Source organism: Saccharopolyspora sp. MMCC62 (assembly GCF_057736575.1).
The window spans coordinates 170,663-193,089 of sequence record NZ_JBYKCM010000006.1 but is presented as its reverse complement, the minus strand read 5'-3'; the positions used below and the strand labels follow the sequence as shown (position 1 = coordinate 193,089).

Genomic DNA, 22,427 nt, shown 5'->3' with positions numbered 1-22,427 from the left:
GGCGCCCGAAGCCGATCCGTCAGCCGCCGAACGGGGTGTCCAGGTCGTCCGCGTTCTCCCGGCTCGTCCGCGGGCGGGGCGGCTCCGGGTCGGCGGGAGCCCGCTCGGGCGCGAGGAAGACGACGGGAGCCACCGGAGCCGGGCAGGGCTCGGTCCGGTGCGGTTGCTGCGCCGCCGCGCGGGGGTCGGTGTGGAAGGCGACCTCGGCGGGCCGTGCCGGAGTGCTCATGTGCAGGCCTTTCGTACTAGGTGTGTGCGCCCGCGGCGGTGTGCGGCGGGCGGTGGACTTGCGGGTGCGGTCAGCCGGTGACGAGCACGCGGCCGCCGCCGACGGCGGCGAGCTGGCGCCGCGCGCTGGCGACCGCTTCGGATTCGGTGCCGATGATCCGCGCGGTGTGCTGGCCCTCGGCGTCGGTGATCTGCCAGGCGTCCTCGGACAACGTCGGTGCGACGTAGCGGATTCGGCGCATCAGGTCACCACCTCCGCGGGGCGGCGTCCGGACTTCCGCTGCCGCGGCACCGCACCGCCGGGTGGGAGGAGCTCGATCCCGGCGGCGTGCAGCGCGGCCCGCACGCGCGGCGCCGCACCGGTGACGCGAAGCCGGAGTCCTCTGTGGACCGCGTAGGCGTCGGCGGCGGCGAGCAGGTCCGCGCCCGCCGAATCGATGTCGCCTGCCGCCGCGAGGTCCACGACGGTCTCCGGTGGCGCGGTCAGCAGGTGGGACCAGAGCCGCTCGGCCAGCGCCGTCACCTCGGCTCCGGCGAGGTCGCCGCGCACGGTGAACGGGGTGGGTTTGTTCGTGATCAAGTGGGGGGTGATCGCCCGCATGGGATCTCCAGTAGTGGGACGGGTGCGGCACGGCGCGGACGCTGGGCGTCGCTGCTGCGGGCCGCGGGGAAGGACGTGGGTCGGGAACGCACCGCGCTGGGCGGGATTCGACTCGACCGGTGGTGGGAGAACCGGTGCGCGACGAGCGGCGGGAGGATGATCGCGCCCTGCGAGGGGCGGCGTCCTCACCGCGGTGCGGTCGTCGCGACTCCCGGCCCGTCCGGCACGCCTCGGCCGCGGGGCGGCGGGCAGGTGCCGGACGGGGAGGTACCGCGGTCCCGGCTCGGCGCGGAGCGCACGAGCCGGGGACGGGTCAACGCGAGATCAGAGCGCGCGGACGAGCTCGGCCTGCGGGCCCTTGGGGCCCTGGGTGACGTCGTACGAGACGGCCTGGTTCTCCTCGAGGCTGCGGAAGCCCGCGCCGTCGATGGCCGAGTAGTGCACGAACACGTCCGGGCCGCCCGCGTCGGGGGCGATGAAGCCGAAGCCCTTTTCAGCGTTGAACCACTTCACGGTGCCCTGAGCCATGTGCATCTCCATTCAGAAGGGGAAGTTCCACGGGTCGCACAGGGATGGCGACCCGGGGCCGGGTGATCTCAGACGGCGGCTTCACTCCAGCTGAACCAAAGACAGCAGCTCGCCCGCATCAACAATCCTGCGAGCGTGCGCGAACACGAACCCAGAAACAACGACCACCTTGAACGTTACACGTCGCGGACGACCTTGGCCACCGCGACACCCCGCTAGCGGCCGAGCGGCAGCCGCGCGCGTCCCCGCGTCCCGCGATACCCGGCCGCGACGCGGGACGACGCAGTCCGATGTGGACGGACATGTCGCACCGGCCGGGCGGCTCCCGGGCACCGCGCGCACTCCCAGCGTTCTCACAGGAAGTTTCCCGGGAGTTCACGGACTGTTCGGATACGTTCCCGATCATGATCTTCCCGAGACGGGGGCGAGCGCGCACCTCGGCGCGCCGACCCCGCGCCGAACCCGGCGGAACGCGGCCGGACCCGGTGTCCGACACCCGCGAGGTCGGCAGCCGGTTCCGCGCACCGAGCAAGCTGCACGCGTTCAACCGCTACGAGCTCAAGTACCTGGTGCCCGCCACCCAGGTCGCCGAGGTCCGCGCCGAGCTCGCCGCCCGCATGGACGTGGACCACCACTCCGGACCGGGCGGGTACGACGTGTGGAGCCTGTACTACGACACCCAGCGGTTGCGCTTCTACCACGAGAAGATCGAGGGCCTGAAGTTCCGCCGCAAGCTGCGCATCCGCCGCTACGGGGCCCCGTCCGCGGACGCCCCCGTCTCGGTGGAGATCAAGCAGCGGGTGAACCGGGTGACGCAGAAGCGCCGCGTCATGCTGCCCTACGAGGCGGCGCGCCGGCTCTGCGACCAGCGGGAACGGGTCGAGCACCCGGGCGCCGACCAGGTCTTCGTGGACGAGGTCCTCGACCTGATCACCCGGCTCGACCTGCGTCCGGTCGCGATGACCGGGTACCGGCGCGAAGCCTACGCCGGTGTCGACGCCGACCTGGGCCTGCGCGTGACGATGGACCACCGGATCCGCGGGCGCGACCGCGACTTCGACCTCAACGCCGAGACCGAGAACCGCTACATCCTCAGCCCGCACTTCGCGGTGCTGGAGGTGAAGGCCAACGAACGCGCGCCGTACTGGATCACCGACCTGGCCGCCCGCCACGGCCTGCAGATCCAGCGGATCTCCAAGTACTGCCAATCGATCGAGGCGCACGGACTGGCGCCGCGCTCGATCTTCCACCTGCCCGAAGCGGACGTCGACGCCGAACGCCCGCAGACAGAACGCGAGCTCCTCCCATGAACCTCGACTTCGGATTCACCGACCTGTCCGGCACGTTCAGCGTGCTCGACGTGGCCATCGCGCTGCTGCTGTCGTTCGCGTGCAGCCTCGTGGTCGCCTGGACCTACCGGGCCACCCACCGCAACATCTCCTACAGCCAGAGCTACGTGCACACCCTGATCGTGCTCGGCATGATCATCTCGTTGATCATGCTGGTGGTGGGGTCCAACATCGCCCGGGCGTTCGCGCTGGTCGGCGCGCTGTCGGTGGTGCGGTTCCGGAACGCCATCAAGGAGACCCGCGACGTCGGGTTCATCTTCCTGGTGATGGGCATCGGGATGGCCTGCGGCACCCGCTTCTACACGCTCGCCATCATCGCCACGGTGCTGGTCTGCGCGGTGGTCCTGCTGATGCACCGGCTCAACTGGTTCGCGCTGGACGTGCAGCGCCAGGTGGTCAAGGTGCAGGTCCCGGCCGACGGGGACGACCACGGCCCGGCGATCGACGACGTGCTCATCCGGTTCACCGACGAGTACGAGCTGATCAGCACCGAGACCATCCGCGGCGGGGCGCTGTTGGAGCTGGCCTACACCGCGCGGCTGAAGAAGAACGTCAAGCCCGGCGCGGTCATCGAGGCACTGCGCGAGGTCACCGCCGGGCAGAAGGCGACCGTCCTGACCGGGTACGACCAGACGGACATGTGAGATGACCGGCATCCAGGACGGGCGTGATCCCGACGAGCCGCCGAAGGCCCGGCGCAGGCTGAAGCACCGCATCCCGGTGCGGCTGCGCCACTACTGGAAGATCCCCGCCAGCCTGCTCGCCGTCGTCGCCGCGCTGCTGCTCGTCTTCGGGGACGAGCGGGTCCGGCCGCTGTTCGTGGCGGAACCCGTCGTGCAGGAGAGCATCACCCAGGACATCGCCGGGACCGGCGACCTGTTCGACGGCGGGGACCACCGCATCGAGGTCCGGTTCGACCAGGCCGAGTACGCCGACATGATGCGCACCTTCCGCGAGGAGGGCGAGAAGCAGTTCATCCGCGCCGACATCACCATCGACGGAACCGCGGTGGAGGACGTGGGGCTGCGGCTCAAGGGCAACTCGACCCTGATGAGCCTGCGCGGGCAGGACGGGAGGGGCCCCGGCGGCATGCCCGGCGGCGGCCCGGACGGGGCGGACCCGCGAGGTGGCGGGCAAGATCCCGCCGACGGGGCCGATGCGCCCGCGGACGACACGGGGACGGCCGCCGACGGTGCTGCAACTCCCGGCGACGGCGCGGACACTCCGGCCGACGGCGCGGAAACTCCCGCCGACCGGGACGACGCACCCGCCGACGATGCCGGGGGGCGGCAGCAGAACCGCCGCGGTGGCCCGTCCATGGCATCGCTGTCCGAAGACGAGCCCGGGAAGCTCCCGTGGCTCATCAGCTTCGAGGAGTTCGCCGAAGGACGCGCCTACCAGGGCCACAGCGAGATCACGCTGCGTCCGGAGGCGGGTGGCACCGCGACCGCCGTCAACGAGGCCCTCGCCCTGGAGCTGACCGCGGCCGCCGGGGAGACGACGCAGCCGTACACGCTCACCTCGGTCAGCGTCAACGGCGGCGCGGCCGTGCCGCGGCTGCTGCTCGACCCGCCCGACGCGGCGTGGGCCGAGCAGCACGGCGACGGCGTGCTCTACAAGGCGCGGGCGGGCGGCTCGTTCGAGTACCTGGGCGACGATCCCACCGACTACGAGGAGGCGTTCAAGCAGATCAACAGCGAGGGCAACTACGACCTGCAGCCGGTGCTGGACCTGCTCTCGTTCGTCGACGAGGCGGACGATGAGGAGTTCGCGGCGGAACTCGACGAGCACGTGGACACCGCGTCCTTCGCCCGCTACCTCGCGCTCCAGAACCTGCTCGCCAACGGTGACGCCATGGACGGGCCCGGGAACAACTACTACCTGTGGTACGACACCGAGCAGGAGCGGTTCACCGTGTTGTCCTGGGACCTCAACCTGTCGTTCAGCGGCATGGGGATGGGGCCCGGCGGAGGCGGGCCGGGCGCGCGGCCCGGCGGTCCCGATCAGCAGGGCGGTCCCGATCAGCAGGGCGGTCCCGATCAGCAGGACGGTCCCGGCGAGCAGGGCGGCATGCCCGGCGGGCCGGACGGCGAACGACCCGGCGGCAGTGGTGGCGGCAAGGCTCGCGGCAGCGGCGCGCTCAAGGAGCGCTTCCTCGCCGACGAGCGGTTCCGCGCCGACTACGAGGCGGCGTACGCGGACCTGCACCGGGAGCTGATCGCCGACGGCACCGCCGCCGAGCTGCTGGAGCGCATCACCGCGAGGGCGGAAGGCGTCGGAGACGCGGCGGCCCGCACCGCGCACGACACCATCGCCCAGCAGATCGCCGCCACCGGCCCGACGCCGAGCGAGGACGTCGGCATCGGCGGCCCGGGGAGGTAACCGGCGCCCGGACCGGAGCGGCGCACGTCGCCCGGTCCGGGCCCTCACCTGCGGCGTGCACGGATCGGAACCATCGGTGCACGCCGCGTGGCGCACCCGCTTGCCGATCACCCCGGCCCCCGGTGCGTAGCCTGTCCCGCGGTTTCGCGGTGATCGGCTCCGCGGACCGGTTCGGACGGCTCGTGCAGCTGCGCCTCGAACGGTCGGGGCCCACGAGGCGGTGGCAGCAGGAGGAGTGTCGTGGGTTCATCCCGGTTGAAGCGTTCCAGGAACGCCGCGCTGGCGGCCACCGTCGTCGCCACCGCCGTCGGCCTGTCGTCCGTCCCGGCGACCGCGGAACCGGCGGGCACCGCGACGGATGCGCAGAAGCAGCTCAAGGAACTGGGCCGCCAGGCCGAAGAGCTCACCGAGGTCTACAAGAAGGCGCAGGACGACCACACCAAGCGCCAGGACGAGCTGGCCCGCGCCAACGCCGACGCCGAACAGGCCGCGCGCACCACCGCCGACGCGCAGGCCGAAGAGGAGCGGTTCCGCGGCCAGGTCGACCAGTTCGTGCACGCCTCCTACCAGGGCGCCCGGATGAGCAAGCTGTCCGCGCTGCTCGTCAGCGAATCACCCGACGAGTTCCTCGACCGCTCCTCCGCGCTGGACGTGCTCGCGCACGACAACGACGACGCCGTCACCAAGCTCGCCGACGCGACCGCCCAAGCGCAGCGCGGCGAACAGCAAGCCCGGTCCGCGCACGAGCGCGCGACCCGGGCCGAAGCCGACGCGGCACGGCTCGAAGGCGAGATCGCGGGCAAGAAGGAGGAGATGGACGCCCAGATCGCCAAGGTCAAGGAGCAGTACGAGAGCCTCAGCGAGCAGGAGCAGGACTCGCTGTCCGGCGGCGGCAGCAAGATGGGCTCGCTGATCGGCTCCGGCGCCGCGATCAAGGCGGTCAACGCGGCGCTCAGCAAGCAGGGCTCCCCGTACGTGTTCGGCGCGAAGGGCCCGAGCCAGTTCGACTGCTCCGGCCTCGTGCAGTGGTCGTTCAAGCAGGCGGGGGTGTCGTTGCCGAGCTCCACCCAGTCGCAGATCTCCGAGGGCAAGAAGGTCTCGCAGAGCGAGATGAAGCCCGGGGACGTGATCTTCTTCTACAGCTCCGGCAGCCACGACGGCATCTACCTCGGCAACGGCAAGATGGTCCACGCCCCGACCGAGGGACAGACCGTGACCGTCGAAGAGGTCAAGTACATGGGAGAGATCAACTCGGTCCGCCGCTTCGCGGGATGATCTCCGTTCCCCTGTTGCGGAGGGGCTGGTGCCGGTCGATCAGGTGGTCGCTGCTCAGCGGCTGCGCCGCTGACAGGAACATGAGTGGGCTCGCGGTCAGGTCGTGCCCAGGTGACCGAAGGCCTTGTCGGCCGCTGCTCGTTCGGCGGTCCGGCGGACGGCTCGGGTCAGCACCGAGCCCGGTTCGACCGCGCTGGCGACCAGGGCGATCGACGCCGTCGGGGCCGGATCGGACAGCCGCAGCACCCGCGATCCGGCGGGCGGGTGCAGGGTGTGCAGCCAGGACTCGGGAACGATCGTCGCCCAGCGGCCGGTGCCGACGTGCGCGATCAGCGTGACCAGCGAGTCCGATTCCAGCCGCGGCGCCACCACCAGCTCGCGCGCGGAGATCGCCTCGTCGATGAGCTGGCGGCCGCGCATCCCCTCGTCCAGCAGGCACATCGGCAGTTGCAGCGCCTCCGGCCAGCTGATCGAGTCGGACTGCCCGCTGATCAGTTCGCCGCTGGCCAGCAGCACGTGCCGTTCCTCGTAGAGCGGGGTGACCGCGAGATCGGCCAGGTCCTGCTCCTTCGGGTGGATGATCCCGGCGTCCAGCTCGAACCGGCGGATGCGTTCGAGGATGTCCGCCGAACGCAGGTCCGTCTCCAGCCGCACCCTCGCCAGCGGATGCTCGGTGCAGAACGGGTCGGTGATCAGCGCGACCGTGCTCGCCGCGGCCGGGATCACGCCCAGCCGCAACGTGCCGGTCAAGCCGGTCTGGAGCGCCGCGGCCTCGTGCTTCAGCGCGTCGTGCTCGGCCAGGACGCGGCGCGCCCACAGCACCAGCCGCTCCCCCTCCGGCGTGAGTCCCTCGTACTGGTGGCCGCGCCGCACCAGCGGCACCTTCAGCTCGTGCTCCAGCTTGCGGATCGCCTCGGACAGCGCGGGTTGGGACACGTAGCAGGCGTTGGCGGCGCGGGCGAAGTGCCCCTCCCTGGCGAGCACCACGAAGTACTCGAGCTGTCGGAACAACATGTCCCCATTCGACCACGGCGGGTGGCCGAACGGTGCCGCCGCTCCGCGGTGGGCCGGCCGGGTTCGCGGGCGCGGTCCCGGCACCGCACCGCCAGGTGAAAACGATCACGATGTGCACCCGGGGTCGGCACCACCAGCGTCGATAACGACCACCTATCGACCGTTCGGCAACTCCGCTTGGACCCGCGGCGCGTTCCGGCGAACCCTGGTGCCCGAACCGCGGCGCCGCCCGCGCCACCGACCAGGAGCAGCCGAGGACGATGCCGGAGCACGACGACGCGACCGACGTCCCCTGGACCCGAGCCCGCGCCCTCGCCCGCGGCGCCGGGCGGCCGCTGCCGCGGCTGAGCCGGGAACTCCCCGACGCGCTCGGCCACACCCTCGCCGAACCGCTGACCGCGCTCACCGACCTGCCGCCGTTCGACAGCTCCGCGATGGACGGGTGGGCCGTGTCCGGACCCGGCCCGTGGCGGCTGCGCGCCGGGCAGGCGCTCGCCGGGACCGAACCCGAACCGCTGGCCGACGGGGTCGCGGTCGGCATCGCCACCGGCGCGCAGCTGCCGCCCGGGCGGGCCGCGGTGCTGCGCCGCGAGCACGGGCGGGTGGAGAGCGCCACCGGCCTGCTCGTCGACCGGACCGCGACGCTGCCCGAGCCGGGGCGCGACGTCCGCAAGCGCGGGCAGGAATGCCAGGTCGGCGAACCGCTGCTGCCCGCGGGCAGCACCGTCACCCCCGCGGTGCTGGGGCTGGCGGCGGCCGCCGGGTACGACCGGCTCGTCGTGCACCGCGCGCCGACGGTGGAGCTGCTGGTCCTCGGCGATGAACTCCTCGATTCCGGGGCACCCCGCGGCGGCCGGGTGCGGGACGCGCTGAGCCCGATGCTCGCGCCGTGGCTGCGCTGCGGCGCCGAGGTGATCGGGCGGCGCCGCATCCCCGACAGCGCCGAACCGCTGCACGAGGCCCTCCGCGACTCCACCGCCGACGTCGTGATCACCACCGGCAGCACCGCCGCCGGGCCCGTCGACTTCCTGCACGCGACGCTCGCCGAGCTCGGTGCCCGGCTGCTGGTGGACTCCGTGGCCGTGCGGCCGGGACATCCCATGCTGCTGGCCGAACTCCCCGACGGCGCCGACGGCCGGGCCCGGCGGCTGGTCGGCCTGCCCGGCAACCCGCTGGCCGCCGTCGCGGGCGCCGTCACGCTGGCGGCACCGCTGCTGGGGGCGCTCGCCGGTCGGTCCGATCCCGAGCTGCAGCAGGCCACCGCGGCCGACGACCTGCGCGGGCACCCGCGCAACACCAGCCTGGTGCCGGTGCAGCTGCGCGGGCGCACCGCGGCGCCGCTGCCGTTCGGCGGCCCGGCGATGCTGCGCGGCCTGGCCCTCGCCGACGGCCTCGCCGCCGTCCCGCCGGGCGGACTCCGCACCGGCGATGCGGTGCAGATCGTCGAACTCCCCCAGCCCTGGGCCTGATCGCGTCCACATCGGACCGCGTCGCCCGCTGCGGGTCCCCCACCGGCTGCCGAGCCGCCCGCCGAACCACGATCACGGGTCGGCACCGCCACTCGCCGATCAGGACGCGACGTGGGACGGACTCCCGGCGCCTCCGCGCCCCGAACGGCGGCTGACCGGCAGCGGAATCGCGTGTGCGGACCGCCGCCGGAGGCACGGGGCTGCTCGTCGCGGTCGCGGTGACCGGTGCGGTGCACCGGAAACGCAGGCATGTTCCCGCGCCCGCCCTGGTGCGCGCGGGCGCGCCGGACCGGCGCCCTCCCCCACCCGGGCAGATCAGGACGCCGGTCCGCCGCGCGGCCGACCCCGCTGCGCACCGCACGGGCCCGGCGCGATCGGGTCGTGCTCCTGCCGCGGGATGCGCGATCGGCCGGCCGGATCTGGCGGTTAGCCGCCACTGTCCGAATCGGCGGGCGGTGCGCGCTTAGCCTCCGTCCTGCGTGCAACTCGCCGAGCAGGAGGAGCAGACATGCCCAGGTACTCGATGACCGCCGCACTCTCCGGTGCCGCGACCGCGTTGCTGCTGGTCGCGGGCGCGCCGCTGGCCGGAGCGGACACCGGCGCGGCCGCCGAGCCGCACGTCGTCACCTACGACGCCAGCGGGGCCGCGGAATTCCAGCAGGCCATCGACGAGGCCACCGCGACGTGGAACGACCAGGTCAGCAACGTCAAGTTCGAGAAGGCCACCGACGGGCAGGCCGACCTCACGGTCCTCGCGGACGACGACTGGCCGCGCGCCCAGGTGGACGGGCTCGGCTCGGGCACCGTGTGGATGGGCCGCCAGGCCGTCGACGAGGGCCACTTCGTGCCGCGCATCGCGACCCACGAGCTCGGACACATCCTCGGGCTGCCCGACGACCGCACCGGTGTCTGCGAGGACCTGATGTCCGGGCACAGCGCCGGAACCGAGTGCAAGAGCACGCTGCCCAACGCCGAGGAGAAGGCCGAGGTCGAGTCGAACTTCGAGCAGGGCGCGTCGATCGAACCCCGCCTCTACAGCGAGGCCCCGGCCCTCGCCGGGCGCTGATCTCACCACCCGACCGCCTGCGGCGCGAACCGTCCCCGTCGGGGAGGTTCGCGCCGCGGTGCGTCCAGGCGAACCATCCACAATGGATGATCACCCCGCGAGCGGGGTGAGTTCTCCGGCCAGGTCGGTGTGCAGCCAAGCGGGGAGATCCGCGGCGGGGATGCGCTGGCTGAGCAGGAAGCAGAGCTTGGCGTAGACAGCCTCGAAGGTCATGTCGGCCGCACCGATCGCCCCGGCGTCCAGCAGCGCGCGTCCGGCGGCGTACCGGTCCAGGTCGATCCGGGACCGCTGCGACTGGCTGAGCACGACGACGGGCGTGCCACCGGAGCTCAGCTCCTCGATCACCTGGGTGAAGCCCGGCTCGCCGCTCGGGCCCACCCCCAGCCCGTAGCCGCGGAGGAGCACCGCGTCCGGCGCGGGGCTGGTCAGGTGCCGGAACCGCTCGGCGGTCATGCCGGGCACCACGGTGACCACGGCGATGTCCTGCCGCCGGTAGGGGGCGAGCGCGCCGAGCGCCGGTGCGGGCCGTTCGGCGACGGGCGCCGGGTGCGGGCTGGTGAACCCGTGCCGGTCCAGCGCGGAGCTCTTCGTCGCGCGAGGACCGGCGATGAGCTCCCCGTCGAAGAACACCGCGAGCGTCCGGCCGACCGCCCCGCTCGTCACCGCCTCCACCGCGCCGCGGACGTTGTCCGCCGCATCCGACCCGGGCAGGGCGAACGGCACCTGGGCTCCGGTGAACACGACGGGTTTCCCGAACCCGGCCAGCGCGTAGGAGACGGCGGCCGCGGAGTGCGCGAGGGTGTCGGTGCCGTGCAGCACGACGAACGCGTCGTGCTCGTCGCGGTGCGCGCGGAGGTGGTCGACGATGCGCTGCCAGTCGTCCGGCGTGGCGTCGGACGAGTCGATCAGCTGCTCGAACGCGTGGAACCCGACGGTGACGTCCGGCCGGTCCCGCAGCAGCGCGGCGACCTCCGATTCGACGTCGGCACCGGGCTCGAGGCCGCGCGGCGAGTCGATCATGCCGATCGTCCCGCCGGTGTACAGGAACAGCATCCGGTGCATCTGACGTCCTTCGCGGGGTTTCTCGGCCGATCGGTCGTCCGGACGCTACCCCAGCTGGACTCGTGGTCCAATTCTGGACAATGTGATCCAAGTCGTGCGACCGTTCCCGCAGCGGCGACACCGGAGGGAACCGTGACCGACGACGCGGCGCACGACGCCGACGAGCACCTCATCCGCGAGGCGGAGGTGATCGCCACCGCGCTCGGCCGGATGTTCCCCGGGCTGTGCGAAGTGGTGCTGCACGACCTGCGCGACCCGTCGCACGCCATCCGGGTCGTCGAGAACGACCTGTCCGGCCGCGAAGTCGGGGACTCGGCCACCGAGCTCGGGCTGCGGCGCATCGGCGACCCGGACCACCCGCGCGTGATCCAGAACTACCCGAACCGGTTCCCGGACGGGCGCCCCGCGAAGAGCACCTCGATCGGCATCAAGAACGCCGCGGGTCGCTACATCGCCGCGCTGTGCCTGAACCTGGACGTCTCAGTGCTCTCCCCGGTGACGCTGGCGCTGTCCAACCTGATCGCCACGGACGCCGACGAGCACCGGGCACCGCTGGAGAACCTGCGCGACCGCGGCACCCGCGACCTGCGCGAGATCGTCGAACGCACCGCGGCGGACCGGGCCGCCACGCCACGGACCCTGCCGAAGGAGGCGAAGAAGGAGCTGGTGCGCCGGTTGCGCGCGGACGGCCACTTCGCCTCGCACGACGCCGCGCAGACCATCGCCGACCTGCTCGGGGTGTCCCGGGCGACCGTCTACAACTACGCGAGGTGACCGTGACCGACGAACCCGGCCTCATCGACCGCGCCGGGCGCCGCTACCCGCTCGGGGAACCGCGCTGGCGCGGCGACGACGGGTCGCCGCTGCTGGTGGAGCCGCTGCCGGGCATCGGGCGGGAGCGGATCGACACCGGCGTCGCCTCGCAGTGGCGCTACGCGGCCGCGCTCGCCCAACCGGACGTGCCGCCGGTGAGCCTCGGCGAAGGGCGGACTCCGCTGCTGCCGCGGCGGTTCGCGGGCCTGGACGTCGCGGTGAAGGTCGAGGCGCACAACCCGACGGCGAGCTTCAAGGACCGCGGCGTCTCGGTCCTGATCAGCACGGTGCGGGCGCAGGGCGTGCGCGCGGTGCTGGAGGACTCCAGCGGCAACGGCGGTTCCTCGATCGCCGCCTACTGCGCGGCCGCGGGCATCGACGCGCGCATCCTCGCACCGGAGTCGACCTCGCCGGCCAAGGTGCTGCAGAGCCGCGTCCACGGCGCGACCGTCGAGCTCGTCCCGGGCAGCAGGCAGCGCACCGCGGACGAGGCGGTGCGCCGCTCCGCGGAGCGGTTCTACGCGAGCCACAACTGGCATCCCGCCTTCCTGGACGGCGTCAAGCTGATCGCCTACGAGATCTGGGAGGACCTCGGGTTCCGCGCGCCCACCGCGGTCGTCGTCCCGGCAGGCGCGGGCAGCCTGGTGCTGGGTTGCGCCGCGGGGTTCGCCGAGCTGCGGCGCGCGGGGCAGATCGACCGGGTGCCGCGGCTGCTGGTCTCCCAGCCGGAGCACTGCAGCCCGCTGGTGCGCGCCTTCGCCGCCGGAGCGGAGGCCGTCGAGGACGCCGACTGGCCCGCCACGATCGCCGAGGGCACCGCGATCGCCCGGCCGGTCCGCGACCGGGAGGTGCTGCGCGCGCTCCGGGACAGCGGCGGGTCGGCCACCGCCGTTCCGGAGCGGGAACTGCGCTCGGCGACCCTCGAACTCGCCGGGACCGGGCTCTACGCCGAACCGACCAGCGCCCAGGTGGTGCCCGCCGTCGCGCGGTTCGCCCGGGACGGGCTGCTGGGGCCGGCGGACACCGTCGTCGCGGTGCTCACGGGTTCCGGACTCAAGGCGAGCGCCGCGATGTCCCGGCTGCTGGCGGACTAGCTCGGCGGGGCCGGCTCGGCGGGCCGGCTCGGGGATTAGCCCGACGGGCCGGCTCGGCAGGCCGCGACGGCGTTCGCGGGCGGCGAGCACAGCTCGAACATGTCAGTCCACTTAGGACTAAGAGCGGCGGGTTCACCGCTTTCGCAACCGGAACGGGGCCGCGCGCGCGTGCGCGGGCCCCGCTCCGGCGCGGTCAGATCGCTCCTTCCACGACCTCCTCGGCACCCAACTCCGCGACGTGCTCGGCGAGCGAGCGGACCGTGGGGGTGATGAACAGCTGCGCCAGCTCCAGTTCCACGTCCAGGTCGCGGCGGGCCAGCTCGATGAACCGGATCGCCTGCACGCTGTCCCCGCCGAGGCCGAAGAAGTTGGCGTCCCTGCTGGTGACCGGGGTGCGCAGCAGCTCGCTCCAGGCCGCGGCGACGGCTTCCTCCACCGGGCCCTCCGGTGCTCCGGCGAGGTCGTCGTCGACGGCCGCGAGCTCGGCGATCCGGGTGCGGTCCAGCTTGCCGTTCGCCGTCATCGGCACCGCGTCCAGCAGCAGCACCTGGTCCGGCAGCATGTGCACCGGCAGCCGCTCGGCGCACCAGGCCCGGATCTCCGCCGGGTCCGGCACCGCCTCGCCGGGCAGCACCGCGACGACGACGCGCCGGGACGCGCCGCCGCCCGCGGTGGCCGCGACGGCGCGGGACACGGCCGGGTGCTCGGCCACCACGGATTCGACCTCGCCGAGTTCCACCCGGTAGCCGCGGACCTTCACCTGGTCGTCGCGGCGCCCCAGGAACTCCAGCAGCCCTCCGGGCCGGTAGCGGCCGAGGTCCCCGGTGCGGTACCAGCGCCACTCCCCGTCGTCGAGGAACTTCGCCGCGGTGAGCTCCGGGGCGCCGCGGTAGCCGCGCGCGACGCCGGTGCCGCCGATCCACAGCTCGCCGGGCACCCACTCCGGCCGGTCCCGCCCGAGCTCGTCGACGACGCGGAACCGCTGGTTGCGCAACGGGAATCCGTACGGGATCGACCGCCACGCCGGATCCACTTCGGACACTTCGAAGGCGTTGGACCAGATGGCGGCCTCGGTGGCGCCGCCGAGCGCGATCGGCTCGGCCGCCGGTACCGCGGCGCGCAGCCGGCCGGGCAGGTCGAGTCCCACCCAGTCCCCGGACAGCAGCGCGAGCCGCAGCGCGGCGGGCACCGGAGCACCGCCGTCGACGGCGTCGAGCAGCACGTCCAGCAGCATCGGCACCGAGTTCCACACCGTCACCCCGTACCGGGCCGCCGATTCGGCCCAGCGCCGCGGCGCGCGGCGCTCGTCCTCGGCGACGGCCACCACCGCTCCCCCGGCGCCGAGCAGCCCGAACAGGTCGAACACCGACAGGTCGAACTCGAGCGCCGACACGGCCAGCACCCGATCCCGCGCCCCGATCCCGAAGCGCTCGACCACGTCCTCCACGGTGTTCGCCGCCGCCCGGTGGCTGATCTCCACGCCTTTCGGTTCCCCGGTCGAGCCGGAGGTGAAGATGACGTAGGCGAGCGCGTCCGGGGACACCTCGACCGGTACCGCGGCCGGGCGGGACGCGGCTTCGGCGACGGTGGCGGTGGGCACCGGCAGGTCCGCGCCGTCCTCGACGAGCGCGAGCGCCACGCCCGCGGAGCCGAGGATGCGGTCGCGGCGCACCGCGGGCTGGTCCACGCCGATCGGCACGTAGTGCGCGCCCGCGGCGAGCACGCCCAGCGCCGCAGCGATCTGGTCGGCGCCCTTGGGCAGCGCGATCGCCACCGCCGCGCCGGGTTCGATCCCGCGCTCCCGCAGCAGCGCGGCGATCCGCAGCGCGCGCCCGGCCAGTGCACCGCGGGACAGCTCGCCGTCGTCGCCGAGCACGGCCACCGCGCCCGGGTCTTCGGCGGCGCGGCGGAAGAACGGGGCGTGCAGCAGGGAGTCCCGTTCGGGCGCCGCGGTGTCGTTGACCAGGTCCCGCGCCGCGCGCTGCGTCGCGGGCAGCAGGTCGGGGACCGGCTTCCGCCATGACTGCCGCACCAAGTGCGCCAGCAGCCGCAGGTAGGCGGCGAACATCTCGTCCAGGACGCCCGCCGGGAACAGCTCCGCCACCGCGTCCCAGTTCAGGTCCACGCAGGTGCCGTCGGGCGTGCTGCGCTCGACGACCTGGTGGTCCAGCCAGACCTGCGGGGTCTGGGTGATGCCCCAGACCTGCTCGCCGAACGGCGCCCCGGGTTCGGTGCCCGCGGACACGCCCAGCGCGCTGGTGAACACCACGGGCATCGTGACCTCGGCCGCGCCGGTGCGCTTCGCCAGCTCGCGCAGCACCTGGACGGCCGAGACGCTGCGGTGGTCCAGCGCCTGCCACAGCTCGCCCTGCACCCGGCGGGTGCGGTCCAGCCAGCTGTCGGCGGCCTCCGGCCGGCAGGCGACCAGCAGCAGCGAGGTGAAGTCGCCGAAGACCCGCTGCACGTCGGGGTGCACTTCGCGGCGGTCGAACAGGGTGAGGTTCAGCGTCAGGTCGGGCCGGGCGCTCCACTGCCCGAGCACTTCGGCGAACGCGGTGAGCAGCACCGCCGACGGGGTGACGCCGTGCTCGGCGGACCGCGCGGCGAGCACCGCCCAGTCCGCGGCGTCGATCGTCGCCGCGCGCCGGGTGAACCGGGGCCGCACGACCTGCGCGGGGTCCACCGCCAGCGGGAGCTCCGGCGCGGGCGGCAGCTCCGGGGCGGCGCGCGCCCAGTGCTCGCGGGCCGCGGCGAGCTCCGCCGGGTCCGGGTCGGCGCCGAGCACGTAGTCCCGGAACGACAGGCCGACCGGGGGCAGTTCCGCGTCGAGGTCCGCGTACAGCGCGGCCAGCTCGGCGTAGAAGTGCAGGATGCTCAGCGCGTCCAGCACCAGGTTGTCCATCCCGATCGCCAGCCGGGTGCGGTCCCCGGCGCGGCAGGCGGCGATGCCGAACAGCGGCCAGTGCGCGGAGTCGAAGACGTGGTGCGACCAGGTGTCCCGGAGCGCGGCGAACGCCGCCTCCGGGTCGTCCCCCGCGTCGGTGACGGCGATGCGGAACCGGCCGACCGACGGGAGCACGCGCTGCTCGCCGCGCTCGTCGAACACGGCGCGCAGCATCTCGTGCCGGGCGATGAGCCGGTTCGCGGCCTCCTCCAGCCGGGGGACGTCCAGGTCGGGGACGTCGTACTCGCGGTAGAAGTGGCAGCCGACACCGCCGAGGGTGAAGCCGTCCGCGCGGCCCAGCCAGTACGCGAGCTGCACGTCGGTGGGCGGGAACGGTGCGAAGCGGGCCGCGGGATCGGTGCGCACGGCAGGTGCGGATTCGGCGCGTTCTCCCGCCGGCACACCGCTGTCGCCCGCCGTGATCGCGGATTCTCCGCCCACCGCGGCGGATTCCGCTCGGCCCGCCGCGTTCCTCCCCACCGCGGCGGCGAAATCGGCGAGCACCGGGCTCGCGAACAGCGCCCCGAGCCCGGCGGCGCCGAACCCGTCGGCGCGCAGCCGCGCCACGAGCCGGGTCGCCAGCAGCGAGTCCCCGCCGAGGGCGAAGAAATCCTGCTCGCGGCCGATCTCCGCGACGTCGAGCACGTCCCGCCAGGCCGCGGCCACGGCCTCCTCCACCGCCCCCCGCGGCGGGTCGATCGACTCCGGAGCCGCGGTGTCCCGCTCGGCGACGGCGGTGGCGATCGCGGTCCGGTCCAGCTTGCCGTTGGCGGTGAGCGGGAACGCGGGCAGCACCACCAGCAGGTCGGGCCGCATGTGCGCGGGCAGCCGTTCGGCCAACGCCTCCCGCACCCGCTCCGGGTCGGCGGTGCCGGTGACCGCGGCGCCGAGCCTGCCGCCGGTGAGCACCGCGACCGCGCCGGTCACGCCGTCCGCGGCGGTCAGCGCCGCCTCGACCTCGCCGAGTTCGACGCGGTGCCCGCGGATCTTGACCTGGTGGTCGGCGCGGCCGAGGAACTCGATGCCGCCGTCCGGCGCGTACCTGGCCCGGTCCCCGGTGCGGTACCAGCGGATTCCGGCGTGCTCGACGAACCGGTCGGCGGTGCGTTCCGGGTCGTTCCGGTAACCGCGCGCGACGCCTGCCCCGCCGATCCACAGCTCGCCCAGCACCCGGTCCGGGCAGTCGCGGCCGAGCGCGTCGACGATGCGGCAGCGGACGCCGCGCAGCGGACGGCCGTAGCGGACGCAGCTCCAGCCGTCCGGGACCGCGCCGCCGGCGACCTCCTGGACCGTGGAGTGGATCGCGGTCTCGGTGGTCCCGCCCAGCCCGGCGAACCGGCAGCCGGGGGCGCGGTCGGCCAGCCGCCCCGGCAGGTCGGTGCCGACCCGGTCGCCGCCGAGCAGCACCGCGCGCAGCGGCAGCGGCCGCTCGTCGCAGGCGGTCAGCAGCATGTCCAGCAGCGTCGGCACGCAGTTGAGCACCGTGACGCCGTGGCGATGCACCGACTCCAGCCAGCTCGCCGCGTCGCGCTGCGCGTCCTGCTCCACGCACACCACGGTGCCCCCGGTGTTCAGCGGCGCGAAGACGTCGAACACGGACAGGTCGAACTCGAAGCGGGACACCGCGAGGGTGCGGTCGCGTTCGTCGAGGCCGAACCGCTGCACCAGGTCGTCGATGGTGTTCATCGCGGCGGCGTGCGCGACCTCCACGCCCTTCGGCTCACCGGTGGAGCCGGAGGTGTAGAGCACGTACGCCAGGTCGTGCGGTGCGGTCGCGACGGGCGCGGGCAGCGGTGCCGCGCCGTGCACCGGGAAGTCCGCGTCGACCACGAGCCGGGCCCCGGCCGCGGCGAGCACCCGTTCCCGGCGCGCGGGCGGGTCGTCCACCGGCAGCGGCAGGTAGGCGGCGCCGGTGGCGAGGACACCGAGCGCGGCGACGACCTGCTCCGGACCCTTCGGCAGCGAGATCGCGACCAGTTCACCCGGCCCGGCCCCGCGGGCGCGCAACGCGCCCGCGAGGGTCAGCGCCCGCCCGGCCAGGTCGCCGTAGCTCAGCTCCCCGCCGCGGCCCCAGCGCAGCGCGACCGCGCCCGGGTCCTCGTGGGCACGCCGGAAGAACCCGGTGTGCAGGTGGCGCGGTTCCGGTGCGTCCCCGCCCGGTGCGCGGACGACGAGCTGCGCGTCCGGAGCGAGCCCCGGCGGCGGGGCGGTCCACGCCGCGTCGTCCGCGAGCAGCCGGTCCAGCAGGGCGGAGTAGGCGGTGAACATGGCGTCCAGCACGCCGGGGGCGAACGCGTGCTCACGGGCGTCCCAGTTGACCAGCAGGCCGCCGTCCAGTTCGGTGACCTGCGCGTCCAGCCACACCTGCGGGCCCTGCGAGATGATCCAGGACGCCTCGCCGAACGCGCGGCGCACCGCGTCGGGGAACAGCGGGCCCAGGCCGAGCGCGCTGGTGTAGACGACGGGCGCGAGCTGCTGCTCGCCGCGGGCGCGGGACAGGTCGCGCAGCACGTCGACGCCGGAGTGCCCGGCGTGCGCGGCGTCGGCGTGGAACCGCTCCTGCACCCGCGCGGCCCGCTCGGCGAAGGTGCCGGGCACGGCGCCGTCCCACTCCAGCAGCACCGAGGAGGTGAAGTCGCCGACCAGCCCGGTCACGTCGGCGTGCAGCGGTTCGCGGTCGAACAGCGGCAGGTTCAGCAGGAAGCGAGGTTGCGCGCTCCACGCGGTGAGGGTTTCGGCGAACACGGCGGCCAGGGCCATCGCGGGCGTCAACCCGTGGCCGCGGGCCGCGGTCTCCCAGCGGGCCACTTCGTCGGGGGTGAGCAGCCGGTGGCGGCGGACCACGACGGTGGCGTCGTCGGCGGAGTCGCCCGCGGCGGGCAGTTCGGGCTGGCCGGGCAGTTCCGGCAGCCTGGCCCGCCAGTGCTCCCGGTCGGCGGCGGCGTCGGCGGCGCTGCGGCGGGCGGCCCGGTCGGCGAGGTAGCGCGGGTAGCCGTACGCCAGCGGTTCGGGTTCGCCCTCGCCGAGGTAGTGCCGGGCGAGGTCGGCGAGCAGCACCCGCAGGCTCAGCGCGTCGGCGGCGATCATGTCGAGGTTGACGTGCACCCGGGTGCGCCCGCCGGGCAGCAGCGACAGCCGCACGTCGAACACCTCGCCCGCGGTGATGTCGAGCCTGCGGTGCGAGAGTTCGGCGCGGATCAGCCCCAGTTCCGCTTCGGCGTCCGAAGTGGACAGCGAGCGGAGGTCGTGGGTGGTGAGCCCGGGCCACGGGCTGGTCGGCAGGATCTGCTGGGTGCCGTCGTCGAGGATCCGCACCCGCAGCATGCCGTGCCTGCGCAGCACGGCGCGCACCGCGTCCTCCAGCCGGCGCGGGTCGACGCCCCTGCCGTCGAACTCGTCGTAGAAGTGCGCGGCGACGCCGCCGAGGCGCTGGCCCGGCTGCCTGCCGATCCAGTAGGCGTGCTGCATCAGCGCCAGCGGGAACGGTTCCGATCCGTCCACATCGGCCGAAGCAGGAACCTCCCCGGCGCCGGGAGAATCCACTTCGGACGGCGAGGTGCCGCCGTCCAGCAGCGCGTGCCAGGCCGCCAAGGTCGGTTCGGCCGCCAGATCGCCGAAGGACGCGGCGAACCCGCGGCGGCGCAGGCCCGCGGCCAGCTGCATCATCGCGATCGAGTCCAGGCCGAGCGCGATCAGGTTCTCGTCGGCGGAGATCCCGTCGGCGGGCAGGTCCAGCAGGTCCGCCACCTCGGCGCGGAACGCCGCGAAATCGGTCGGGTCGTGTGCGGGCACGGTCGTGGCCCCTTTCCTCACCAGGTCACCGGCAACGTCTGCGGGCCGCGGAAGAACAGCCCGGTCTTCCAGCGCACCTCGCCCGCCGGGCGGAGCCGGGGCAGCCGCTCCGCCAGCGCCAGCACGCTCTCCTGCAGTTCGATCCGCGCCAGGGCGGCGCCGACGCAGTGGTGCACGCCGTGCCCGAACGCCAGGTGCCCGCGGGAATCGCGGTCCGGGTCGAGCACGTCGGGTTCCGGGTAGCGCCCGGGATCGCGGTCGGCGGCACCGATCGCCACCAGCACCGGTTCCCCGGCGCGCACCACCTGGCCGCCGACCGCCACGTCCTCGCGGGCGTAGCGCGGCATCGCCGCGGCGGCGGCCATCGGCACGTACCGCAGCAGTTCCTCCACCCATGCGGCGGCACGTCGTTGCCGGTCCGGCCCGGTGGCCAGGTCGGCGAGCGCGCCGGGCCGCTGCAGCAGCAGGTGCGCGAAGTTCGCCAGCTGCGAGGCGGTGGTCTCGTAGCCGCCGACGAGCAGCGCGATGCACAGCTGCTCCAGCTCCAGGTCGGAGAGCCGGTCCTGCTCGTCGCGCGCTTCGACGAGCGCCGACATCAGGTCGTCGGCGGGCCGTGCGCGGCGGGCCGCGATCAGCTCGGCCGTGTAGGCCCGCAGCGCCCCGGTGCGTTCGACGATCTGCTCCGGCGGCAGCCCGTTGGTGGACAGCACCGCGTCGCTCCACACCTGGAAGCGGTCCCGGTCCCGCGCCGGGACGCCGAGCAGCTCGCAGATGACGGCGATCGGCACCGGCAGCGCCAGCTCGTCGACGAGGTCGGCAGGTGCCGCCATCGCATCGATGCGCTGGTGCAGCAACTCCCGGATCCACGGGCGCAGCCGTTCGGCGCGGCGCGCGGTGAACGCCTTCGCGACGAGGGTCCGCACCCGGGTGTGCTCCGGCGGGTCCATGGTCACGATGCCGACCGGGTTGTGCGGGGTCGTCCGCGGTGAGTCCCGCTCCTGCGCCATGGCGCGGCTGAACCGCGGGTCGGCGAACACGAACCGGGCTTCGTCGTGGCGGGTCACCAGCCAGGCGGGTTCGCCGAACGGCAGCTGCACCCGGACCGGCCCCGGCGTGCGCTGGGCGTGCCGGTAGGCGGGGGCGAGCCCGAGGCCCTCGGCCGCGTTGAACGGGTAGGTCTCGACGCTCACGACCGCACCTGCCCGTCCGCCAGCGCCCGCCGGTCGACCTTGCCGAGCCCGGTGCGCGGGAAGGACTCCAGCACGCGCACCCGGTCCGGCAGCTTGAACGCGGCCACGCCGAGCCGCTGCAGGTGCTCGACCAGGTCGCGCCGGGTGGGTGGTGTGCCGGCGGCGAGCACGTACGCGCAGCTGCGCTCCCCCATCACCACGTCGGGGAAGCCGACGAGCGCCACGTCGTGCACGGCCGGGTGGGACAGCAGGTGGTTCTCCACCTCTTCGACGGGGATCTTGTCGCCGCCGCGGTTGATCACCTCCTTGCTGCGTCCCGCCACGACGAGGTGCCCGGTGGGCCGCCGCCGCACCAGGTCGCCGGTGCGGAAGAAGCCGTCGGCGGTGAACGAGCGGCGGTTGTGCGCCTCGGCGCGGAAGTAGCCGCGCAGCGTGTACGGGCCGCGCACCAGCAGCTCGCCGACCTCGCCGTCGGCGACCGGGTTCCCGTCCTGGTCGCACACCAGCACCTCGTCATCGGCGGCCAGCGGCCTGCCCTGGGTGCCGACGACCAGCTCGTCCGGGTCGTCGAGGCGGGTGAAGTTGAGCAGGCCCTCGGCCATGCCGTACACCTGCTGCAGCGCGCAGCCCAGCACCGGCCGCACCCGGCGCGCGGGGTCGTCCTTGAGCCGCGACCCACCGGCCTGCAGCAGCCGCAGGCTGGACAGGTCCGGCCGGAACAGCTCGGCCGCGTCCAGCCACACCAGCACCAGCGGCGGCACCAGCGCCACCACCGTCACCCGCTCCCGCTCGATCAGCGGGAAGGCGGTCTCCGGATCACCGCCGGGGCTGAGCACCACGGTCGCGCCCACCGCGAACGCGCCGATGATCCCGGGGCAGGCGAGGGCGAAGTTGTGCGCGGCGGGCAGCGCCGCCAGGTACACCGACTCCGCGCCCAGCCCGGACACCTCGGCGCTGGCGACGGCGTTGTAGGCGTAGTCGTCGTGGGTGCGCGGGATCAGCTTCGGCAGCCCGGTGGTGCCGCCGGACAGCAGCAGCACGGCGACGTCCTCCGGCGCGGCGTCGTCGGCGAGGTCGCCGGGTCCGGCGGCGGTGAGCGCGTCGAACGGGGTGAACCGGCCCGGGTCGCCGCCGACGACGAACACGTGCCGCACCGACGGGGCGCCCGCGGTGACGGCCTCGGCGAGCGGGCGGTGGTCGAACCCGCCGTGCTCGGCGGGGATCGCGTAGGCGACGGCGCCCGCGAGCTCGGCCAGGTGCACCAGTTCGGTCTCCCGGTGCGGGGGCAGCGCGAGCACCGGTACCGCACCGGCGCGGGCGCAGCCGAACAGCAGCGCGGCGAACTCGGCGATGTTCGGCAGGTGCACCAGGACGCGGTCGCCCGGTGCGACGCCGTGCGCGCGGAGCCCGGCGGCGACCCGGTCGGCGGTGCCGTCGAGCTCCCGGTAGCTCCAGCGCCGGTCGCCGTCCACGAGCGCGGTGTGCTCCGGCGCGCGTCGCGCCGAGGCGCGCAGCAGGCCGCCGAGGGTGCGCCCGGTCCAGTAGCCGGCGTCGCGGTAGCGGGCGGCGAACTCGGCGGGCCAGCCGGTGGTTCCTTCGAGCGGGGCCATGATCTGTCTT

17 protein-coding genes are annotated in these 22,427 nt (G+C 74.1%); 8 read left to right on the top strand and 9 right to left on the bottom strand.

The window, feature by feature from the left end; translation table 11 throughout:
- Positions 1–19 precede the first annotated feature (19 nt).
- From AC29IT_RS16385 to AC29IT_RS16370, 4 genes are all read right to left on the bottom strand, one after another.
- The gene (locus AC29IT_RS16385) at positions 20–229 is read right to left on the bottom strand and encodes a hypothetical protein (protein ID WP_488219277.1); all 210 of its coding nucleotides are present in this window, start codon (positions 227–229) and stop codon (positions 20–22) included.
- 70 nt (positions 230–299) lie between these two features.
- Entirely contained in the window at positions 300–470 is a 171-nt protein-coding gene (locus tag AC29IT_RS16380; protein WP_488219276.1) for a hypothetical protein, read from the bottom strand.
- Positions 470–829 carry an STAS domain-containing protein gene (locus AC29IT_RS16375; protein WP_488219275.1) on the bottom strand — a complete coding sequence of 120 codons (360 nt, stop codon included), beginning with the start codon at positions 827–829 and terminating at the stop codon, positions 470–472. The genes AC29IT_RS16380 and AC29IT_RS16375 overlap by 1 nt, the downstream gene beginning before the upstream one ends.
- Before the next feature lie 324 nt (positions 830–1,153).
- Complete coding sequence (locus tag AC29IT_RS16370; RefSeq protein WP_358443355.1) at positions 1,154–1,357, bottom strand: cold-shock protein; 204 nt, start codon at positions 1,355–1,357, stop codon at positions 1,154–1,156.
- A 404-nt stretch (positions 1,358–1,761) separates the two neighbouring features.
- Between AC29IT_RS16370 and AC29IT_RS16365 the strand changes: the two genes are divergently transcribed.
- The 4 genes from AC29IT_RS16365 to AC29IT_RS16350 all read left to right on the top strand — a co-directional run bounded on the left by AC29IT_RS16365 (position 1,762) and on the right by AC29IT_RS16350 (position 6,363).
- Entirely contained in the window at positions 1,762–2,667 is a 906-nt protein-coding gene (locus tag AC29IT_RS16365; RefSeq protein WP_358443353.1) for a polyphosphate polymerase domain-containing protein, read from the top strand.
- Entirely contained in the window at positions 2,664–3,350 is a 687-nt protein-coding gene (locus AC29IT_RS16360; protein ID WP_488219274.1) for a DUF4956 domain-containing protein, read from the top strand. The genes AC29IT_RS16365 and AC29IT_RS16360 overlap by 4 nt, the downstream gene beginning before the upstream one ends.
- A 1-nt stretch (position 3,351) precedes the next feature.
- Positions 3,352–5,088, top strand: a complete 1,737-nt coding sequence (locus AC29IT_RS16355; RefSeq protein ID WP_488219273.1) for a CotH kinase family protein — start codon at positions 3,352–3,354, stop codon at positions 5,086–5,088.
- A 240-nt stretch (positions 5,089–5,328) separates the two neighbouring features.
- Positions 5,329–6,363: a C40 family peptidase gene (locus tag AC29IT_RS16350; protein ID WP_488219272.1), complete on the top strand. Its 1,035-nt coding sequence runs from the start codon at positions 5,329–5,331 to the stop codon at positions 6,361–6,363.
- A gap of 96 nt (positions 6,364–6,459) precedes the next feature.
- Here AC29IT_RS16350 and AC29IT_RS16345 read toward each other — a convergent pair whose 3' ends face one another.
- Complete coding sequence (locus AC29IT_RS16345) at positions 6,460–7,377, bottom strand: LysR family transcriptional regulator (protein ID WP_488219271.1); 918 nt, start codon at positions 7,375–7,377, stop codon at positions 6,460–6,462.
- Between the two features lie 260 nt (positions 7,378–7,637).
- Here AC29IT_RS16345 and AC29IT_RS16340 point away from each other — a divergent pair, with 260 nt between their 5' ends.
- Both AC29IT_RS16340 and AC29IT_RS16335 read left to right on the top strand, forming a co-directional pair.
- Complete coding sequence (locus AC29IT_RS16340; protein ID WP_488219270.1) at positions 7,638–8,846, top strand: molybdopterin molybdotransferase MoeA; 1,209 nt, start codon at positions 7,638–7,640, stop codon at positions 8,844–8,846.
- Between the two features lie 508 nt (positions 8,847–9,354).
- Positions 9,355–9,912, top strand: a complete 558-nt coding sequence (locus AC29IT_RS16335) for a snapalysin family zinc-dependent metalloprotease (RefSeq protein WP_488219269.1) — start codon at positions 9,355–9,357, stop codon at positions 9,910–9,912.
- 90 nt (positions 9,913–10,002) lie between these two features.
- On the opposite strand, the gene AC29IT_RS16330 is transcribed toward AC29IT_RS16335, so the two are convergent.
- Positions 10,003–10,974, bottom strand: coding sequence for an asparaginase (locus AC29IT_RS16330; protein WP_488219268.1), 972 nt, complete (start codon positions 10,972–10,974; stop codon positions 10,003–10,005).
- Positions 10,975–11,106: 132 nt separating this feature from the next.
- Here AC29IT_RS16330 and AC29IT_RS16325 point away from each other — a divergent pair, with 132 nt between their 5' ends.
- Complete coding sequence (locus AC29IT_RS16325) at positions 11,107–11,748, top strand: helix-turn-helix transcriptional regulator (RefSeq protein WP_488219267.1); 642 nt, start codon at positions 11,107–11,109, stop codon at positions 11,746–11,748.
- A gap of 2 nt (positions 11,749–11,750) precedes the next feature.
- On the top strand, positions 11,751–12,881 hold the full coding sequence (locus AC29IT_RS16320; RefSeq protein ID WP_488219266.1) for a threonine synthase: 1,131 nt from the start codon (positions 11,751–11,753) through the stop codon (positions 12,879–12,881).
- Between the two features lie 193 nt (positions 12,882–13,074).
- Here the strand turns inward: AC29IT_RS16320 and AC29IT_RS16315 are convergent, their stop codons facing one another.
- From AC29IT_RS16315 to AC29IT_RS16305, 3 genes are read right to left on the bottom strand one after another with little or no spacing between them, the layout of a single operon-like run.
- Positions 13,075–19,617, bottom strand: a complete 6,543-nt coding sequence (locus tag AC29IT_RS16315; protein ID WP_488219265.1) for an amino acid adenylation domain-containing protein — start codon at positions 19,615–19,617, stop codon at positions 13,075–13,077.
- A gap of 17 nt (positions 19,618–19,634) precedes the next feature.
- Positions 19,635–20,807 carry a cytochrome P450 gene (locus tag AC29IT_RS16310; RefSeq protein WP_488219264.1) on the bottom strand — a complete coding sequence of 391 codons (1,173 nt, stop codon included), beginning with the start codon at positions 20,805–20,807 and terminating at the stop codon, positions 19,635–19,637.
- Positions 20,804–22,417: a (2,3-dihydroxybenzoyl)adenylate synthase gene (locus AC29IT_RS16305; RefSeq protein ID WP_488219263.1), complete on the bottom strand. Its 1,614-nt coding sequence runs from the start codon at positions 22,415–22,417 to the stop codon at positions 20,804–20,806. The genes AC29IT_RS16310 and AC29IT_RS16305 overlap by 4 nt, the downstream gene beginning before the upstream one ends.
- Positions 22,418–22,427: the final 10 nt, after the last annotated feature.